Source organism: Rummeliibacillus sp. BSL5, from assembly GCF_052928305.1.
Map to the genome: position 1 here is coordinate 167,928 of NZ_JAVGCV010000002.1, position 15,959 is coordinate 183,886.

General features: G+C 40.7%; 17 protein-coding genes and 1 riboswitch. Of the genes, 11 read left to right on the plus strand and 6 right to left on the minus strand.

Annotated elements, in window-relative coordinates; genetic code table 11:
- The first annotated feature begins 25 nt into the window (after nt 1-25).
- Complete coding sequence (locus RCJ93_RS11330) at nt 26-922, plus strand: 5'-3' exonuclease (RefSeq protein WP_150285078.1); 897 nt, start codon at nt 26-28, stop codon at nt 920-922.
- Here RCJ93_RS11330 and RCJ93_RS11335 read toward each other — a convergent pair.
- From RCJ93_RS11335 to RCJ93_RS11355, 5 genes are all read right to left on the minus strand, one after another.
- On the minus strand, nt 884-1,426 hold the full coding sequence (locus RCJ93_RS11335) for a C39 family peptidase (RefSeq protein WP_446739055.1): 543 nt from the start codon (nt 1,424-1,426) through the stop codon (nt 884-886). The genes RCJ93_RS11330 and RCJ93_RS11335 overlap by 39 nt on opposite strands.
- Before the next feature lie 75 nt (nt 1,427-1,501).
- A complete protein-coding gene (locus tag RCJ93_RS11340) occupies nt 1,502-1,822 on the minus strand; it encodes a thioredoxin family protein (protein ID WP_147196371.1) in 321 nt (106 codons plus the stop codon).
- Nucleotides 1,823-2,021: 199 nt separating this feature from the next.
- Nucleotides 2,022-2,387: a hypothetical protein gene (locus RCJ93_RS11345; protein ID WP_251647427.1), complete on the minus strand. Its 366-nt coding sequence runs from the start codon at nt 2,385-2,387 to the stop codon at nt 2,022-2,024.
- A gap of 83 nt (nt 2,388-2,470) precedes the next feature.
- The gene (gene mgtE, locus RCJ93_RS11350) at nt 2,471-3,832 is read right to left on the minus strand and encodes a magnesium transporter (protein ID WP_446739056.1); all 1,362 of its coding nucleotides are present in this window, start codon (nt 3,830-3,832) and stop codon (nt 2,471-2,473) included.
- A 166-nt stretch (nt 3,833-3,998) separates the two neighbouring features.
- Complete coding sequence (locus RCJ93_RS11355) at nt 3,999-4,604, minus strand: general stress protein (RefSeq protein WP_084246938.1); 606 nt, start codon at nt 4,602-4,604, stop codon at nt 3,999-4,001.
- Nucleotides 4,605-5,059: 455 nt separating this feature from the next.
- Here RCJ93_RS11355 and RCJ93_RS11360 point away from each other — a divergent pair, with 455 nt between their 5' ends.
- From RCJ93_RS11360 to RCJ93_RS11405, 10 genes are all read left to right on the plus strand, one after another.
- On the plus strand, nt 5,060-7,450 hold the full coding sequence (locus RCJ93_RS11360; RefSeq protein ID WP_446739057.1) for a 3-hydroxyacyl-CoA dehydrogenase NAD-binding domain-containing protein: 2,391 nt from the start codon (nt 5,060-5,062) through the stop codon (nt 7,448-7,450).
- A gap of 29 nt (nt 7,451-7,479) precedes the next feature.
- Nucleotides 7,480-8,652, plus strand: a complete 1,173-nt coding sequence (locus RCJ93_RS11365; RefSeq protein ID WP_249774653.1) for an acetyl-CoA C-acetyltransferase — start codon at nt 7,480-7,482, stop codon at nt 8,650-8,652.
- A gap of 55 nt (nt 8,653-8,707) precedes the next feature.
- Nucleotides 8,708-10,492 (plus strand): acyl-CoA dehydrogenase family protein, encoded by a 1,785-nt coding sequence (locus tag RCJ93_RS11370; RefSeq protein WP_066789291.1) that lies wholly within the window; start codon nt 8,708-8,710, stop codon nt 10,490-10,492.
- Nucleotides 10,493-10,611: 119 nt separating this feature from the next.
- Nucleotides 10,612-10,968, plus strand: a complete 357-nt coding sequence (locus RCJ93_RS11375) for an arsenate reductase family protein (RefSeq protein WP_066789288.1) — start codon at nt 10,612-10,614, stop codon at nt 10,966-10,968.
- A gap of 78 nt (nt 10,969-11,046) precedes the next feature.
- Complete coding sequence (gene gcvH / locus RCJ93_RS11380; protein WP_066789285.1) at nt 11,047-11,430, plus strand: glycine cleavage system protein GcvH; 384 nt, start codon at nt 11,047-11,049, stop codon at nt 11,428-11,430.
- Nucleotides 11,431-11,518: 88 nt separating this feature from the next.
- The gene (locus RCJ93_RS11385; RefSeq protein WP_066789282.1) at nt 11,519-11,860 is read left to right on the plus strand and encodes a hypothetical protein; all 342 of its coding nucleotides are present in this window, start codon (nt 11,519-11,521) and stop codon (nt 11,858-11,860) included.
- Between the two features lie 14 nt (nt 11,861-11,874).
- Entirely contained in the window at nt 11,875-12,183 is a 309-nt protein-coding gene (locus tag RCJ93_RS11390; RefSeq protein WP_147196375.1) for a thioredoxin family protein, read from the plus strand.
- 56 nt (nt 12,184-12,239) lie between these two features.
- Nucleotides 12,240-12,345, plus strand: a riboswitch (SAM riboswitch).
- A gap of 89 nt (nt 12,346-12,434) precedes the next feature.
- Nucleotides 12,435-13,460, plus strand: a complete 1,026-nt coding sequence (locus RCJ93_RS11395) for a methionine ABC transporter ATP-binding protein (protein ID WP_446739058.1) — start codon at nt 12,435-12,437, stop codon at nt 13,458-13,460.
- Complete coding sequence (locus RCJ93_RS11400) at nt 13,450-14,118, plus strand: methionine ABC transporter permease (RefSeq protein WP_147196379.1); 669 nt, start codon at nt 13,450-13,452, stop codon at nt 14,116-14,118. The genes RCJ93_RS11395 and RCJ93_RS11400 overlap by 11 nt, the downstream gene beginning before the upstream one ends.
- A gap of 51 nt (nt 14,119-14,169) precedes the next feature.
- Nucleotides 14,170-14,988 (plus strand): MetQ/NlpA family ABC transporter substrate-binding protein, encoded by an 819-nt coding sequence (locus RCJ93_RS11405; protein WP_446739059.1) that lies wholly within the window; start codon nt 14,170-14,172, stop codon nt 14,986-14,988.
- 37 nt (nt 14,989-15,025) lie between these two features.
- On the opposite strand, the gene RCJ93_RS11410 is transcribed toward RCJ93_RS11405, so the two are convergent.
- Nucleotides 15,026-15,931 carry a LysR family transcriptional regulator gene (locus RCJ93_RS11410; protein WP_150285088.1) on the minus strand — a complete coding sequence of 302 codons (906 nt, stop codon included), beginning with the start codon at nt 15,929-15,931 and terminating at the stop codon, nt 15,026-15,028.
- Nucleotides 15,932-15,959 lie beyond the last annotated feature (28 nt).

Genomic DNA, 15,959 nt, shown 5'->3' on the forward strand with positions numbered 1-15,959 from the left:
TAATCATAGTATACTTGTATTTAGAATGGAGATTTTTATTTTGGATAAGCAACCACATTTATTGCTCATTGATGGAATGGCGCTATTGTTTCGTTCGTTCTTTGCGACAGCACCCATGCATCAATTTTTTAGAAAAAGTGATGGCACGCCGACTAATGGTGTCCAAGGATTTGCCAGGCATGTACTAAGTGCACAGTCAATTATGCGCCCAACACATATTGCTGTTTGCTGGGACATGGGGGTTCATACATTCCGTAATGAATTGTTTGATGGATATAAAGCGAATCGCCCAGCTCCTCCGGACGAACTTAAGCCGCAGTTTGATATGGCAAAGGATGTATCCGAGATGATCGGTTGGCAAAACTTCGGTATTGTCGGCATGGAAGCGGATGATACGATAGGGTCGATTATCGACCAATGGAGCGACAAGGCTAGAATCACAGTCATAAGCGGGGATAAGGATTTACTTCAATTATTGAATCCTTCCACTACCATTGCATTAACTAAAAAGGGCTATACAGAATATAACATTTATAATGAAGAACGATTTATGGAAGAGTATGCTATTGATCCGCCACTTTTTGCGGATGTTAAAGCATTCATGGGAGATCCGAGCGATGGGTATCCAGGTGTGAAAGGAATTGGTCCAAAGACAGCATTGAAACTGATTCAAACATACGGTTCTGTTGATGGTGTGTTAGCATCTATCGATGATTTGAAGCCAGCACAACGCTCTAAAATCCAAGAGCATGAAGAAATCCTGAAACTGTCGCTACAATTAGCCAGAATTAATAAAAATGTACCGATAGATGGTACACTTGATGATTGTGAACTGCCTATTTGGGATCATTCAAAATTAGAGCAGCTTACAATGGAAGGCTATTCACTCATTTCTCGTCATGCTCGCTCCCTCATGTTTTAGGGGAATTAGCTTAAAGAAACGAAGAATAGCGCGGTTCTTATGATAAGAGATTTCACGGATTTGGCTATCCTGATAAGGGCTGCCATTATCATGGATGATTAAAATTAAATCATCCTTTTTCTTTTCAAAACCTATCATTGGCACATAATGATAATCAAAATCGCCTTTTGTAAAAAAATGAAGGCTAAAGTAGCGATCAAATTTCAGAATTACAGGACGTCCTTCATTTATTTCATTTAAAGCATCATCAACACTACATTTGCGCACGTCATAGGATGGGCTCAGCAAATTCCGTAAGTTTCGGGTCAAGCGATAGGAGAACAAGCCAATCGGCGTGCATCCTAGCAATTGGTAGAGTTCGTTGATGCTTTTATGTTCTTCTTGAAGTGAAAGGTAGCGAAGAATCACAAATACGGTAGTAGGTCCGCATGCGGAGTTACGGTACTTCTCAAGGATGGATGGTGCATATTGTGATTGGCCAACTAGGGGCAACTGTATTCGCATTTTTTACCTCCATTAAAATAATTAGAGAACGATTGAAAAAAAGGCCTACTGTTAGAAGTAGGCCTTTTTTGTGTCTTAAGCTTGTTGTGCGTCTAAGAATGCCATTACATCAGTTGGCGTTTTTGCATTTGCTGAGTGCAAGTGAGCTAATTTTTCGCCGTCTTTGAAAATCAATAGGCTCGGAATACCCATTACTTGATATTTTTCAGCAAGCTCAGGGAAATCATCACGATTGATTTCATACCATGTATATTGGTTGTAGTCTGAGATTATTGGATCAATAAACATATTCATGCGTGTGCAATCTGGGCACCAGCCTGCAAAGAATTTCACCACAACGGGTTGTGCGGATGAAATGATTTCGTTAAATTGTTCTGCTGTTGTAATTGGTTGCATTATTTACACCTCATAGTCTTTATTATATAAACTCTTTGCCATTTGAGTAAGCCAAAAGGAAAAGTCTCATTTATATCTAGTATGTTATCACAAAATGCTCGTATACAGGTAATTACCTGTTTCACAAAAGAATAGCGTGAGGTGCAAGGTTTTCCTTCAATAAAAAAGCCGCCATTATCTTAAATAAAGGCGGCTAGACTTATTCGTATAACGTATGTTCAAGTTTCCCGTCAGCATAATAAACATCAAGTATTCCATCATGTTTATTTACATAAGGCTTCCCTTTAGCAAGTAAATCTTCTTTGGAGCTTTCAGTAAAAATGGCATGCTCACTGTCTGATTTTTTCAAGACCCAATCATGGTCGCTTGGCTTTGCTTCGAAGCGAGGGCGGTCATTGCTGCTTCCTTCCACATATTCATGTGCTTTTGCAGTTGCAATGGCAATCGCGCGACCTTCTTCATAGCCCTCATCCAGCAGGGCATTGGCGATTTCAATCGCTTTGTTTCGGACATCTGTTTCTAAATTTTTCATGGAAGCGGGATAATCCTTTTTAGTCCATGGCATATAAAACACCTCCTGCTGGCTAAATTCCCGTTATAGCAAAGTGATAAACGCTGGAGGCTTACTAAACGAATGACAGCCTATTTTTACGTTAACTTGGAAAGAAACATTGTAGCAATGCCAAAGTAAATAAGCAGCGACAAGATATCGTTGATTGTCGTAATCAGAGGTCCTGACGCCACTGCGGGATCTACCTTAAATTTATTCAAGATAAGTGGAATTACTGTACCCGCTATTGTGCCGATGATTAAAGTACATAAGAGTGAGGAGCCGACAACAAGTCCAAGGATCATACTTCCTTGCCAAATAAACGCGATGATAGATATGACTACTCCGCAAATAATGCCAAGGCTCACCCCAACAATTAATTCTCGGAGAATAAGCTTTAATGCGGCCCTAAATGTTATATCCTCAGAAGCAAGTCCGCGAACTACTACGGCGAGCGACTGTGTCCCCGTATTGCCCGTCATACCTGCGATAAGTGGCATGAAAAAAGCGAGTGCTACAACTGCTTCTAGTGTTGCTTCGAAACGAGAAATGATACTTCCTGAAACTAAACCAATGAATAATAGCAATATAAGCCATGGAAGCCGTCGGTAAGTAGCGACAAATGGCTTCGTGTGAAAGTCAATTTCTTTCCCTGAAGCAAACAGCATTTCAATATCACGATTAGCTTCACTCACTACAATATCAAACACTTCATCTGCACGAATGATGCCTACTAATATATTATCCTCATTTACCACTGGCAGTGAGACGAAATCATAGCGGCCGATCATTCTAGCAACCTCCGCTTGAGTTGTTGTATCTAGCACCTTGGCGATGGATGTCTCCATCACATCTGCAATACATTCGTCTGGCTGCGCTAAAAGGAGATCACGATAGGAGATAACGCCAATGAGCTGCTTTTCATCATTAATAATATACACGTAGTTCAAGTAATGGGCGAAATCCTTATAATGCTTTAATTTATCGATAGTTTGCGAAACAGAATATGATTGATGTACCCACACATAGTTAGTGACCATAATACGGCCGGCTGCATCCTTAGGATATTTCATCCTTTTACGTATATTTCTTTTTTCTTCTTGCCTCAATTCAGCGATTAACTTTTCTACTTGCTTATCAGGAAGATCAGAAAGTAAATAGGATAGATCCTCGCTTTTCATTTCATCCAGCAGTTCTGTTGACCGGATAGGACCGACAACTTTTAATACATGCAGCTGTTCTTTTTTATTTAAGAAAGCCAGCATTGAAATCAGTTTTTCGGTTTCGATTGTTTCTAAAAAAAGCGGGATTCGCTTTCGAGGTAGCCTTCGATATTGTGCTGAAAGTTCTCTTGGTTCCATTGAATCAATTGCCTTTGACAACGATTCAATGTTTCCATCGCGCAATAATTGGATAAGCGCTCTCGCGATATGGTCGCGGCTTTGTGGTTGTTTTTCCATTGCCATATACACCTCGCTTGTCATTCATTCTTTAAATAGCTTTCAACTCTCTATGCCCTTTCAGGGGAGAATGAAAACAATAGGAAAGAAACCTATAACGACATAAAAAAGAACCATTCCTATTCATGGAAGAATAGAAACGGCTCTCAATGTCGAATAGATTACCCTAGAAAGAATTTTTACGGATTCTATCTGTAATGATTGTTTCCCTTTCACCAACTGGACGTACTGTTTCATTGGTTACGTTAGGATCATTTGTTAGGTTAGGGTTATTAGTTACAGTAGGATCATTAGTCACATCAGTCGTACGACGGACTGTTGTATTTGTTGGAGTATAATGATCAGAATCCACAAGGACTAAGATTTTACCGTTTTCGAAATCCTCATTATAACGTTGTGCTTCATCATCCGGAATACCCATACCGATTAATGCACCTGCCAAACCACCAACACCTGCACCAGCTGCGGCACCTGTAATACCGGCGATAATTGGGCCTGCTGCTACGATAGGTCCAATCCCAGGGATAGCTAATGCACCAAGACCTGTCAAAATACCACCAAGACCGCCTAGCACACCACCTGTCGCTGCGCCTGTTGCAGCTCCTTCGCCTGCCATCGTATCCGTTTCTTCTGTTACATTCTCCATTTGTTGAGTATCTTGACTGATAACGGATATTTCATCAGCTGTATAACCTTGTCTTTTTAATTCTTGAATTGCTGCGATTGCTTCATTATCTGTGTCATAAACACCTACGACTTGTCTTTTTACCATTATGAAAATCCTCCTTTATTTTTGTAAGAACTAACTCTATTGAATAAATACCCCCTTAACTTGAGAGTAAAACGTCTTTAAAAGTTATTAGTAAATCGTTCAATATCAATACCTTAAAAATGTGAACACACCTTTACTTTACAGCGTAGCGGAAGACGGCGACTCCTGCGAGAAAAGCTTGAGCTGAAAGGCCCGCAAGAATGAAGTGATGAGGAGATTGAAGCCAAGCCCGCGGAAAGCGCCGTCTAGAGCGAAGCGAATTATCAGTAGACTAGACTTTAAGAAAGTAGAAAAAGTAAAAACTACTTATCTATACATTTTTTATAAAAGTCAGATTTTTTCATTGCGAAAATTCAATTAATAGTCTAAAATAAATGACAGATAAGGAAGTTTTATTTTTTTTGATTATAAAATGAATGAGTATTCATTCAAAAGGGGAAAGGGAGGATTCGCTCATGGCTTATCATATTAGAAAAGCGGCTGTTATTGGTTCGGGGGTAATGGGGTCAGGCATTGCGGCTCATTTAGCCAATGTTGGCATTCCTACATTATTGCTTGATATCGTGCCAAGAGAGCTTACAAAAGAAGAAGAAGCAAAGGGGCTAACATTAGACCAACCAGCAGTCCGCAATCGATTTGCTTCTACAGCTGTACAAAAGCTGTTAAAACAAAAGCCAGCGCCACTAACTTCAAAAAAGAACCTTCAATTAATTTCAGTCGGCAATATAGAAGATGATTTATCAGCATTAAGCGAGGTTGACTGGGTCATTGAAGTTGTCGTTGAAAACTTAGCAATCAAAAAAGATTTATATAAAAAAATCGATGAAGCTAGAAAACAAGGCAGCATCATCAGTTCCAATACATCAGGCATCAGCATCAATGCAATGGCAGAGGGACGCTCAGAGGACTTCAAACAACATTTCCTTGGTACACACTTCTTCAATCCGCCACGCTACTTAAAATTGCTTGAGGTGATACCAGCACAGGATACATTGCCGGAAGTCGTTTCATTTATGAAGGAATTCGGTGAAGACCGCTTAGGCAAAGGCGTTGTTATTGCGAAGGATACGCCTAACTTTGTCGGCAACCGTATCGGTACATACGGCTTAATGAAAACCTTGCAAGTCATGAAGGAAAAAGGATATTCAGTGGGTGAGGTTGATTCGGTAACTGGTACATTAATCGGTCGTCCGAAATCGGCTACTCTTCGCACACTAGATGTTGTGGGGTTAGATACATTCGTCCATGTGGCGAACAACGTACACGAAAACACAACAGGGGAAGAGCAAAAAGTATTCGAAGTGCCTTCTTATCTGCAAGAAATGGTTGAAAAAGGCTGGTTAGGCGCTAAATCAGGCCAAGGCTTCTTTGTGAAAAAAGGTAAAGAAATCTTAGAGCTGAACTTAGACACATTTGAATACGAGCCTGTGAAGAAGCTAAAAACTCCTTCTATTGAAATGGCGAAGCAGCAAAAAGGTTTGGCAGCTAAAGTGAAAACCTTAACTTATGCAAATGACCGCACAGGTGAATTGTTATGGAGTGTCTTTGCTCCAACCTTAGTCTATTCCGCAGAATTAGTAGGCGAAATCGCTGATGATATTGTGGCTATCGACAATGCAATGAAATGGGGCTTTGGCTGGTCACAGGGACCATTCGAAATGTGGGATGCGATTGGCATAGCAGAGTCAGTAGAGAAAATGAAAGTGGAAGGCTACGAAATCCCTTCATTTGTCACATCTCTATTAGATGCAGGCTATTCAACATTCTATTCAGAGATTGATGGAGACTTAGCATACTTTGACGGCCAGGAATACAAATTAGTGCCCGTTAATGAAAAATCAATCGATCTAAAACGCTACAAGAAAAAACACGGCGTTCTGAAAAGTAATTCTGGCGCTAGTTTAATAGATTTTGGCGATGGCGTATTATTGCTAGAATTCCATTCCAAGTCAAATGCGCTTGGTCTCGATATTATGCAAATCTTAAATCACGGATTAGATCTTCTAAATCAATCAGATCAATACAAAGGGATGGTCATTGGGAACCAAGGCAAAAACTTCTCAGTTGGCGCAAATCTGGCAATGATTTTGATGGAAGCTCAAGACGACAACTTGTTTGAACTTGATTATATTGTGAATACATTCCAACAAGGAACGCTTCGCATCAAGTATTCAGAAAAGCCGATTGTAGTAGCTCCATTCGGCATGACGCTTGGCGGCGGAAGTGAAGTTTGCTTACCGGCACCTCATATTCAAGCAACGATGGAAACATACATGGGCTTAGTGGAAGCAGGCGTTGGGTTAATTCCTGGCGGTGGCGGAAACAAAGAGCTATATATCAAGCATCTAAAAGGATTGCCAAAAGGCGTGGATGTTGATTTACAAGCGATCGCATCAAAAGTATTCGAAACAATTGCAATGGCTAAAACTTCAACTTCTGGCGAAGAGGCAAGAGAAAACAATTTCTTAGATTTCGCAGATGGCATTAGCGTGAATGCTGATCACCAATTATATGATGCAAAACAAGCTGTATTGGCGATGGCAGAAGCAGGCTACACAGCACCGATTCGCGAAAAAGTACCGGTGACAGGTAAACCGGGCTATGCGACATTGCTGCTAGGTGCTCAAAACCTATTGCAGTCAGGTTATATCAGTGAACATGATCTCTATATTGCTAAAAAATTGGCTTATGTTCTATCCGGCGGAAATGTCCCATACGGTACATTGGTGGATGAACAGTACCTGTTGAATTTGGAAAGAGAGGCATTTATCAGCCTTGTAAGTCATCCAAAATCACAAGCGAGAATGCAATATATGTTAATGAAAGGCAAACCGCTGCGTAACTAATCGTTACCATGCACGAAGGGGGAAAACACATGCGTGAAGCCGTAATAGTAGCAGGTGCGAGAACACCGATCGGAAAAGCAAAGAAAGGGTCTTTAGCAACTGTAAGACCCGATGATTTAGGCGCATTAGTAGTGAAAGAAACTTTGAAGCGTTCGGGATACGAAGGTCCAATAGATGACTTAATTATAGGCTGTGCGATGCCGGAAGCAGAGCAAGGAATGAATGTTGCTCGCATGGTAGGTGCACTGGCAGGGCTTCCTGATACAACGCCGGCCGTGACCGTCAACCGTTTTTGTTCTTCTGGATTGCAGTCGATTGCTTACGCAGCTGAACGAATTATGCTTGGCCATGCAACAGCAATCATTGCAGGCGGTACGGAGTCGATGAGCATGGTGCCAATGATGGGGCATGTCATTCGACCAAATCTTAAACTAGCAGAAGAGGCGCCAGAGTATTATATGAGCATGGGCCATACTGCGGAAGAAGTAGCTAAGAAATACGAAGTCAGCCGAGAAGATCAAGATGCATTTGCTGTACGCTCACATGAAAGAGCTGCAAAAGCTATTGCTGAAGGCAAATTTGCAGATGAAATTGTGCCGGTTGAAGTAGAGCAGCACTATGTAGATGAAAATAATAAACCGCAAGTCAAAACATTTACCTTTGATAAGGATGAAGGTGTTCGTGTAGGCACGTCTGCTGAAACATTAGCCAAATTACGCCCTGCCTTTTCTATTAAAGGGTCAGTAACAGCTGGTAATGCTTCGCAAACATCAGATGGAGCTGGGGCTGTGCTAGTCATGGACCGTGAAGAAGCAGAAAAGCAAGGTCTAAAGCCAATGGCAAAGTTCTTAGGCTTCGCAGTAGGTGGAGTGCCTCCTGAAGTTATGGGGATTGGACCGATTGTGGCCGTACCAAAAGCATTGAAGATTGCAGGTTTATCAATAGAGGATATTGATTTATGGGAGATCAATGAAGCGTTTGCTTCACAATCAATCCAAGTCGTTCGCGAATTGGGCATTGATTTAGAAAAGGTAAACGTAAATGGAGGAGCTATTGCTCTTGGTCATCCATTAGGTGCAACAGGCACAGTGCTTACCTTAAAGCTGATTCATGAGTTAAAACGCCAAGGTAAAAAATATGGGGTTGTTACCATGTGTATCGGCGGCGGTATGGGAGCAGCTGGCGTCTTCGAAATATTATAGAGTAGAAGTACAACTTGTACTTAAAGAAAAATTTAAATAAAGGGAGAGATTCAGAATGGCAGAAAATACATTAAACCTAATTAAAGGCGGCAGTTTTTTAACAGAGGATCTGGAAGCAAATCGTGTATTCACTCCGGAAGATTTCACTGATGAACAAAAAATGATTGCTAAAACAACAGAAGACTATGTTCACAATGAAGTACTACCTGTTGTGGAAAATCTAGAAAATCATGAATTTGAACATTCCGTGCGTTTATTAAAGCAAGCTGGCGAATTAGGCTTGTTGGCAGCCGATGTACCAGAAGAATATGAAGGTCTTGGTCTTGATAAGATTTCATCTGCGTTAATTGCAGAAAAAATGGCACGAGTAGGCGGCTTCTCAATTACACATGGTGCGCATGTAGGAATCGGTTCACTGCCAATCGTATTATTCGGCAATGAGGACCAAAAGCAAAAATACTTGCCAAAACTAGCTTCTGGCGCATTGATTGCTGCTTATGCATTAACAGAACCAGGATCAGGCTCTGACGCATTGGGTGCTAAAACAACTGCCAAGTTAAACGAAGAAGGAACTCATTACATTCTGAACGGTGAAAAACAATGGATTACAAACGCTGGTTTTGCTGATGTATTTGTTGTATATGCAAAAGTAGATGGCGATAAATTCTCAGCATTCATTGTTGAGCGCAACTACCCTGGTGTATCAACAGGCGCAGAAGAAAAGAAAATGGGGATCAAGTCTTCTTCAACTCGTACTCTAATTTTAGAAGATGCGAAAGTGCCTGTTGAAAACTTGCTTGGTGAAGTAGGACGTGGCCATGTGATCGCATTCAACATTTTAAATATCGGCCGTTACAAATTGGGCGTAGGTTCAATTGGTGCTTCAAAACGCGCGCTTGAATTGGCAATTGCTTATACAAACCAACGCCAACAATTTGGCACACCAATCTCTTCCTTTAACCTAACAAAAGAAAAATTATCGACAATGGCTTCAAGATTGTATGCATCAGAATCGCTAATTTACCGTACAGTTGGTTACTTTGAAGAACGCATGAGCCACTTAAGCCCTGAAGAGCAAAAAGACGGCAAAAAAGTAGCTGCAGCAATCGCAGAATATGCAATTGAATGTTCAATCAATAAAGTATTTGGTTCTGAAACATTAGATTATATCGCGGATGAAGCTGTACAATTGCATGGTGGTTATGGTTATATGCAAGAATACGAAGTAGAACGCATCTACCGTGACTCGCGTATCAACCGTATCTTTGAAGGTACGAATGAGATTAACAGATTGATTGTACCAGGCACATTTGTGAAAAAAGCAATGAAAGGCGAACTACCTTTATTGCAACAAGCACAAAGCCTGCAAGCTGAATTATTGTCAATGATGCCAGAAGAAATCGGTGATGAGCCATTAGCACAAGAAAAACACCTTGTAAAAATGGCGAAGAAGATTGCTCTATTGGCTGCAGGTACAGCAGTACAACGCTTTGGTGCAAAATTAGAGCAAGAACAAGAAGTCCTTGTGAATATTGCCAATATCGCGAACCAGCTATTTGCAATGGAATCTGTTGTATTACGTTCTGAAAAAGCGCTTAGCCGTGATGGATTTGATAAAGCGGCACAAAAAGTTTTGTATACAGAAATCTTCTGCCAAGAAGCATTTGCTGAAATTGAAAAAGAAGCAAAAGAAACTATTTTGGCATCAGTCGAAGGTGATGAATCACGCATGCTATTATCTGCATTGCGCAAATTAACTCGCTATACACCTTACAACCTGATTTCTAAAAAACGCCATGCATCTGTTAAATTAATCTCAGCTGAAAAATATACAGTCTAATCATAAGTAAATAAACCTTTGGAATCCGGTCATACTAATCATGTGGCCGGATTCCTTGCGTATAAATAAGTGTCGCTCTACAATAGTAGGAGTATTTGTAGAGGAAAGAAGGAATGTTTATGCCAATCAATTTAATACAATATCCTAACTGTACAACCTGCAAAAAAGCGAAAGCTTGGCTGCTGAATCACAATATTCCATTTACGGAGCGTCACATTGTTGAAAGTACGCCTTCTGCGGAAGAAATTAAATCTTTTTGGAAGCTTAGTGGCTTGCCGCTGAAAAAGTTCTTTAACACCTCTGGGAAGAAATATCGTGAACTTGAGCTGAAAGATCGTCTAAAGGATATGAGCGAGGAAGACCAGCTTGCATTGCTTGCGTCAGACGGTATGCTTCTAAAGAGACCTATCGTTACAGATGGTCAAAAAATCACCTTAGGTTTTAAAGAAGAAGATTTTGAAAATACATGGAAGTAGCTTATAGAATTGCTTGTTTTTAGATAAGGATTATGTCAAAATTAATATGAATATAAATACATATTTGGAGGGGTAGAAATGAGTAATATTCCAGCAAGTTTGCGTTATTCAGAAGAGCATGAATGGGTGAAAACAGAAGACGGTAAAGTACGCATCGGCATTACAGAGTTCGCACAATCTGAACTTGGCGATATCGTATTCGTAGAACTTCCAGAAGTAGGCGACGAAATCGTAGCAGACGAACCATTTGGTAGTGTTGAATCTGTTAAAACAGTTTCAGAATTATACGCGCCAATCTCAGGTAAAGTAGTTGAAATCAATGGAGAGTTAGAAGACAGCCCTGAATTCGTTAACGAATCACCATATGAAAAAGCATGGATGGTTGTTGTAGAACCTTCAGATTCATCTCAAATCGATGCGCTATTATCTGCTGAACAATACGGCGAATTAATCGAAGAATAATCTTATTCAAGCGCCTCACTATTCTGTGTTGGCGCTTTTTATATCAACTGAGAATATCGTCTGACTATCCAATGAGGAGGTGCGGGCATTGCCTGATAAAGTGCTTATAGTAGAGGGAAGGCAGGATAAGCTTCAAATAGCACCTCTATTGACAGAAAGCATTCCAATTATATGCACCAATGGAACGATTAGCGCAAGCAAGCTAGAAGAGTTGCTAACCCCTTACGAACAATATGATTTATACACATTATTCGATGAAGATTACTCAGGCGACCGCTTGCGGGCACTGATGAAAAAAGAGTATCCAGAGGCATATCATTTGCGTACACTCTCCTTATATAGACAGGTAGAAACGACTCCAAGAAAATATTTGGCAAGGGTCTTGTTAGCAGCAGATTTCGAAATTGACCCTGCTTATTTTATAGAATAGGGATGATCCAATCGATGCAAGAATGGTCAATTGAAGAATGGGAAAACACGAAAAAAAGCGGCCAATTGTGCGCTTTTTATCTCTATACGCCCATGTGTGGTACATGCATGGTTGCCTCTAAAATGATGGAGGTCATCCAGCAGACATTCCCACAAATCCCAATGGGCAAAATCAATTTGAATTATGCTGAAGAACTGGCATATGAATATCAGGTGGAAAGTGTTCCTTGCCTGTTAATCGCTGAAGATGGTGAAGTGCATGACAAAATATACGCTTTTCAGTCTGTGTCATATTTGTTTGAAAAGTTTCAAAAAAAGGATTGACGAACAAAATTCAGCATGGTAAAGTAACTAGCATAACCTAATTAAATATTGCGTTGCTCTTATTAAGAGAGGTGGAGGGAAGTGCCCTATGAAGCCCGGCAACCGTCACAGTTTGTGATATGGTGCCAATTCACACAAAGTGTAAACTTTGGAAGATGAGAGAACGGTTTTCGTATAAATACAATACGTAAGGCCTTTCTGTTTATCTTTAACAGAAAGGCCTTATTTTTTTTGATGAAAGGGGTTTGGCTATGATTCTCTTAAAGAATGTACTAAAAAAATATAAAACAGCAAGTGGATCCCTTACAGCTGTCCAAGATGCCAATTTGACGATCAGAAAAGGTGAAATATTTGGAATTATCGGTTACAGCGGTGCTGGTAAGAGTACAATGATTCGTTTGTTAAACGGGTTGGAAAAACCGACTTCAGGCACCGTACAAGTGAGCGGGTACGATATATCCACCATTAAGGGAAAAGAGCTGAGACAGGCAAGACAGAAGATCAGCATGATATTCCAGCATTTCAACCTGCTATGGTCGCGGACTGTGGAAGAAAATATCGCCTTCCCTCTTGAAATAGCGGGCGTTGGAAAAGAGGCACGCCAAAAGCGAGTAAGCGAATTAGTTGAAATGGTTGGCTTAAAGGGAAGAGAGAAAGCCTATCCATCCCAATTGTCAGGTGGGCAAAAACAGCGCGTAGGTATTGCAAGGGCATTAGCCAATAATCCAGAAGTGTTGCTTTGTGACGAAGCAACCTCAGCGCTTGATCCGGAAACAACAGATGCGATCCTAGATTTGCTTTTAGACATTAATGAAAAGCTGGGCATTACAGTTGTGCTTATTACACACGAAATGCATGTTATCCGCAAAATCTGTCATCGAGTGGCCGTGATGGAGGCTGGACAAATCGTAGAGCAAGGTAATGTTCTAGAAGTGTTCCAATCGCCAAAAGCAGACATCACAAAAAAATTCGTTTCTCAGGTAACAGAATCGGCAGAACATAAAGAATCGATTTCACAAATGCTGGATGATCCAAACAGCCAATTAATTCAGCTGACATTTGTCGGCAAGAAAGCTGAGCAGCCAGTGATTTCACATCTGATTCGCACATTCGATGTGGATGTAAATATTGTGCACGGAAATATTTCCGCTACCAAAAGCGGTCCATATGGCACACTGATCGTTCGCATTGCAGGCAATGAAGAAAATATAAATAAAGCCATTAAATACTTAGATGGGGAAGACGTTAAATCGGAGGTGATCCAACATGCTAACTAAGTTATTTCCAAATGTGGATTGGCTAGCAATGTGGGAAGCAACACAGGAAACTATTTATATGACAGTAGTCTCAACTGTGTTCACCTTTGTCATTGGACTTTTATTAGGAATTATCCTATTTTTGAGCAGTCCCAATCAATTATGGGCAAATAAACTAGTCAATTGGCTGACCGGATCAGTCGTGAATATTTTCCGCTCTATTCCATTTATTATCCTGGTCATCCTCCTTATCCCATTTACTAACATGCTATTGGGAACGATTCGAGGAGCGAACGCAGCATTGCCGGCATTAATTATCGGTGCTGCACCTTTCTACGCGAGACTAGTATTGATTTCTTTCCGGGAGATTGATAAAGGGGTGATCGAGGCAGTCAGATCTATGGGCGCTAAAACAAGCACATTGATTTGGAAAGTCTTAATCCCAGAATCATGGCCAGCTTTAATCTCTGGCATTACAGTGACAGCTGTAGCATTAGTCGGCTATACAGCAATGGCGGGCATCATTGGAGCAGGAGGCCTAGGCGACTTAGCCTTTTTAGATGGATTCCAACGTAGCCGTACCGACGTCGTATTCGTTGCCACTGTGTTTATATTAGTCATCGTGTTTGTTATCCAAATAGTGGGTGACTTTATTACAGCAAGGCTTGATAAACGATAATTTGGTTGAACCGTTCAGACGTTCACATAAAACGAAAGGGAGTTATGAAAAATGAAGAAACTTGTAGCAGGAATTCTTACCGCATCGTTGGCACTTAGCCTAGCAGCATGCGGAAACAAAGACAAAGCAGCATCAGACAAAGAATTGGTAGTGGGTGCATCTAATACGCCTCATGCCATCATTTTGGAAAAAGCGAAGCCAATTCTTAAAAAAGAAGGCATTGATTTGAAGATTGAAAAATATCAAGATTATGTGTTGCCAAACAAAGATTTAGATAATGGTGATCTTGATGCCAACTACTTCCAACACATTCCGTATCTTGAAGAGCAAATGAAAGATAATAACTATGATTTTGCGATTGCCGGCAAAATTCACATCGAACCAATCGGCGTCTATTCACAAAAATATAAATCACTTGATAAGTTGCCAGATGGAGCGACTATTCTAATCTCCAACTCTGTGACTGACCAAGGTCGTACACTTCAATTGCTTCAAGCAAACAAGTTGATTACGCTTAAAAAAGGTGTAGATCCTACTAAAGCAGTCATTAAAGATATTGATGAAAATCCGAAACACTTAAAAATCGATGGCGGCACTGCACCTGAAATGCTAGTGCAAATGTACAAAAACGGGGAAGGCGATGCAGTTGTCATCAACTCTAATTTCGCCATTGATGCTGGTTTAGTCCCAACAAAAGACGCTATTGCTATTGAAAGCTCTGATTCACCATATGTAAACGTAGTAGCAGTGAAGAAGAAAAATAAAGACAACAAAGCAGTGAAAAAACTAGTAGATGCCCTGCATTCAAAAGAAATCCAAGACTTCATTACGAAAGAATGGAAAGGGTCAGTTGTACCGGTCTCTAAATAAAACAAAAAGGTGTAAGCATTTAATGCTTACACCTTTTTTATAATTTAAATTGCGACAGCCGTGAGAATAGTTGGCATACAAAGTCTAAAAAGATTTTTTCAGAAGGGGCCAGGTCACGATTGCGTGGATAGATAACCCCAACATTTCGTGTGAATGGCGGATTGGTGAGCGTCAACTTAGCTGTACGACGAGGTGTAGCATCGTAAAATGCACTTTCCGGTAGTAGGCTTACGCCGATTCCTGCGGCAACCAAGCCCTTTAAAGCATCTAAATCTTCACCCATCGTTGTGATATGTGGTGTAAAACCGACGGATTTGCAAGCTTCTACAGCAACCTGATGTAGTATGTAATCTCTCGGAAACACAACAAAAGGATCTTTGTGAAGGTCGGCCAATTGGATTTCCTTTTTATTTGCCAGACGATGGTTTTCAGGGACCAAAGCGGCGATGTTTTCAGTAAAAAGTATTTTCATATCAATCGATTCTTCGTTTGCTGGAACGGGCCCTAAGAAAGCTAAGTTTAATTCACGATCCTTTACAGCCTGGATCAGATAGCGATAAGACCCTTGGCGTAATTGAAAAGAAACCGTCGGATGTTCTTTCTTGAAGGCTGATATGATGGTCGGCAGCAAAAAACTAGCCAGGCTTGTAGGAAAGCCGATTTTAATCGTTCCTTCTTCAGGGTTCAAGTATTCTTCAATCTGTTTTTGTGCAAAGTCGATGGCTTTCAATGATTCCAGTGTGTGTTCATAAAATACTTTGCCTATAGGCGTAAGCTTCACATTTCGACCAATGCGTTCAAATAGTTTAACACCTAGTTCATCCTCTAAATTGGCGATTTGCCTGCTGACTGCTGATTGTGCCACTTGCAGTTTTTCAGCAGCAATCGAAATATGCTCTCTTTCTGCTACAGCGACAAAATATCGTAATTGGCGTAATTCCAAACCGACACTCACTCCTTTCTATCTAATT

Coding starts and splice junctions, on each gene's coding strand:
- RCJ93_RS11355 (WP_084246938.1), bottom strand. CDS start 4,604: ATGGTAAAAAGACAAGTCGTAGGTGTTTATGACACAGATAATGAAGCA.
- RCJ93_RS11345 (WP_251647427.1), bottom strand. CDS start 2,387: ATGCCATGGACTAAAAAGGATTATCCCGCTTCCATGAAAAATTTAGAA.
- RCJ93_RS11370 (WP_066789291.1), top strand. CDS start 8,708: ATGGCAGAAAATACATTAAACCTAATTAAAGGCGGCAGTTTTTTAACA.
- RCJ93_RS11360 (WP_446739057.1), top strand. CDS start 5,060: ATGGCTTATCATATTAGAAAAGCGGCTGTTATTGGTTCGGGGGTAATG.
- RCJ93_RS11400 (WP_147196379.1), top strand. CDS start 13,450: ATGCTAACTAAGTTATTTCCAAATGTGGATTGGCTAGCAATGTGGGAA.
- RCJ93_RS11335 (WP_446739055.1), bottom strand. CDS start 1,426: ATGCGAATACAGTTGCCCCTAGTTGGCCAATCACAATATGCACCATCC.
- gcvH (WP_066789285.1), top strand. CDS start 11,047: ATGAGTAATATTCCAGCAAGTTTGCGTTATTCAGAAGAGCATGAATGG.
- RCJ93_RS11395 (WP_446739058.1), top strand. CDS start 12,435: ATGATTCTCTTAAAGAATGTACTAAAAAAATATAAAACAGCAAGTGGA.
- RCJ93_RS11340 (WP_147196371.1), bottom strand. CDS start 1,822: ATGCAACCAATTACAACAGCAGAACAATTTAACGAAATCATTTCATCC.
- RCJ93_RS11405 (WP_446739059.1), top strand. CDS start 14,170: ATGAAGAAACTTGTAGCAGGAATTCTTACCGCATCGTTGGCACTTAGC.
- RCJ93_RS11390 (WP_147196375.1), top strand. CDS start 11,875: ATGCAAGAATGGTCAATTGAAGAATGGGAAAACACGAAAAAAAGCGGC.
- RCJ93_RS11365 (WP_249774653.1), top strand. CDS start 7,480: ATGCGTGAAGCCGTAATAGTAGCAGGTGCGAGAACACCGATCGGAAAA.
- mgtE (WP_446739056.1), bottom strand. CDS start 3,832: ATGGAAAAACAACCACAAAGCCGCGACCATATCGCGAGAGCGCTTATC.
- RCJ93_RS11330 (WP_150285078.1), top strand. CDS start 26: ATGGAGATTTTTATTTTGGATAAGCAACCACATTTATTGCTCATTGAT.
- RCJ93_RS11375 (WP_066789288.1), top strand. CDS start 10,612: ATGCCAATCAATTTAATACAATATCCTAACTGTACAACCTGCAAAAAA.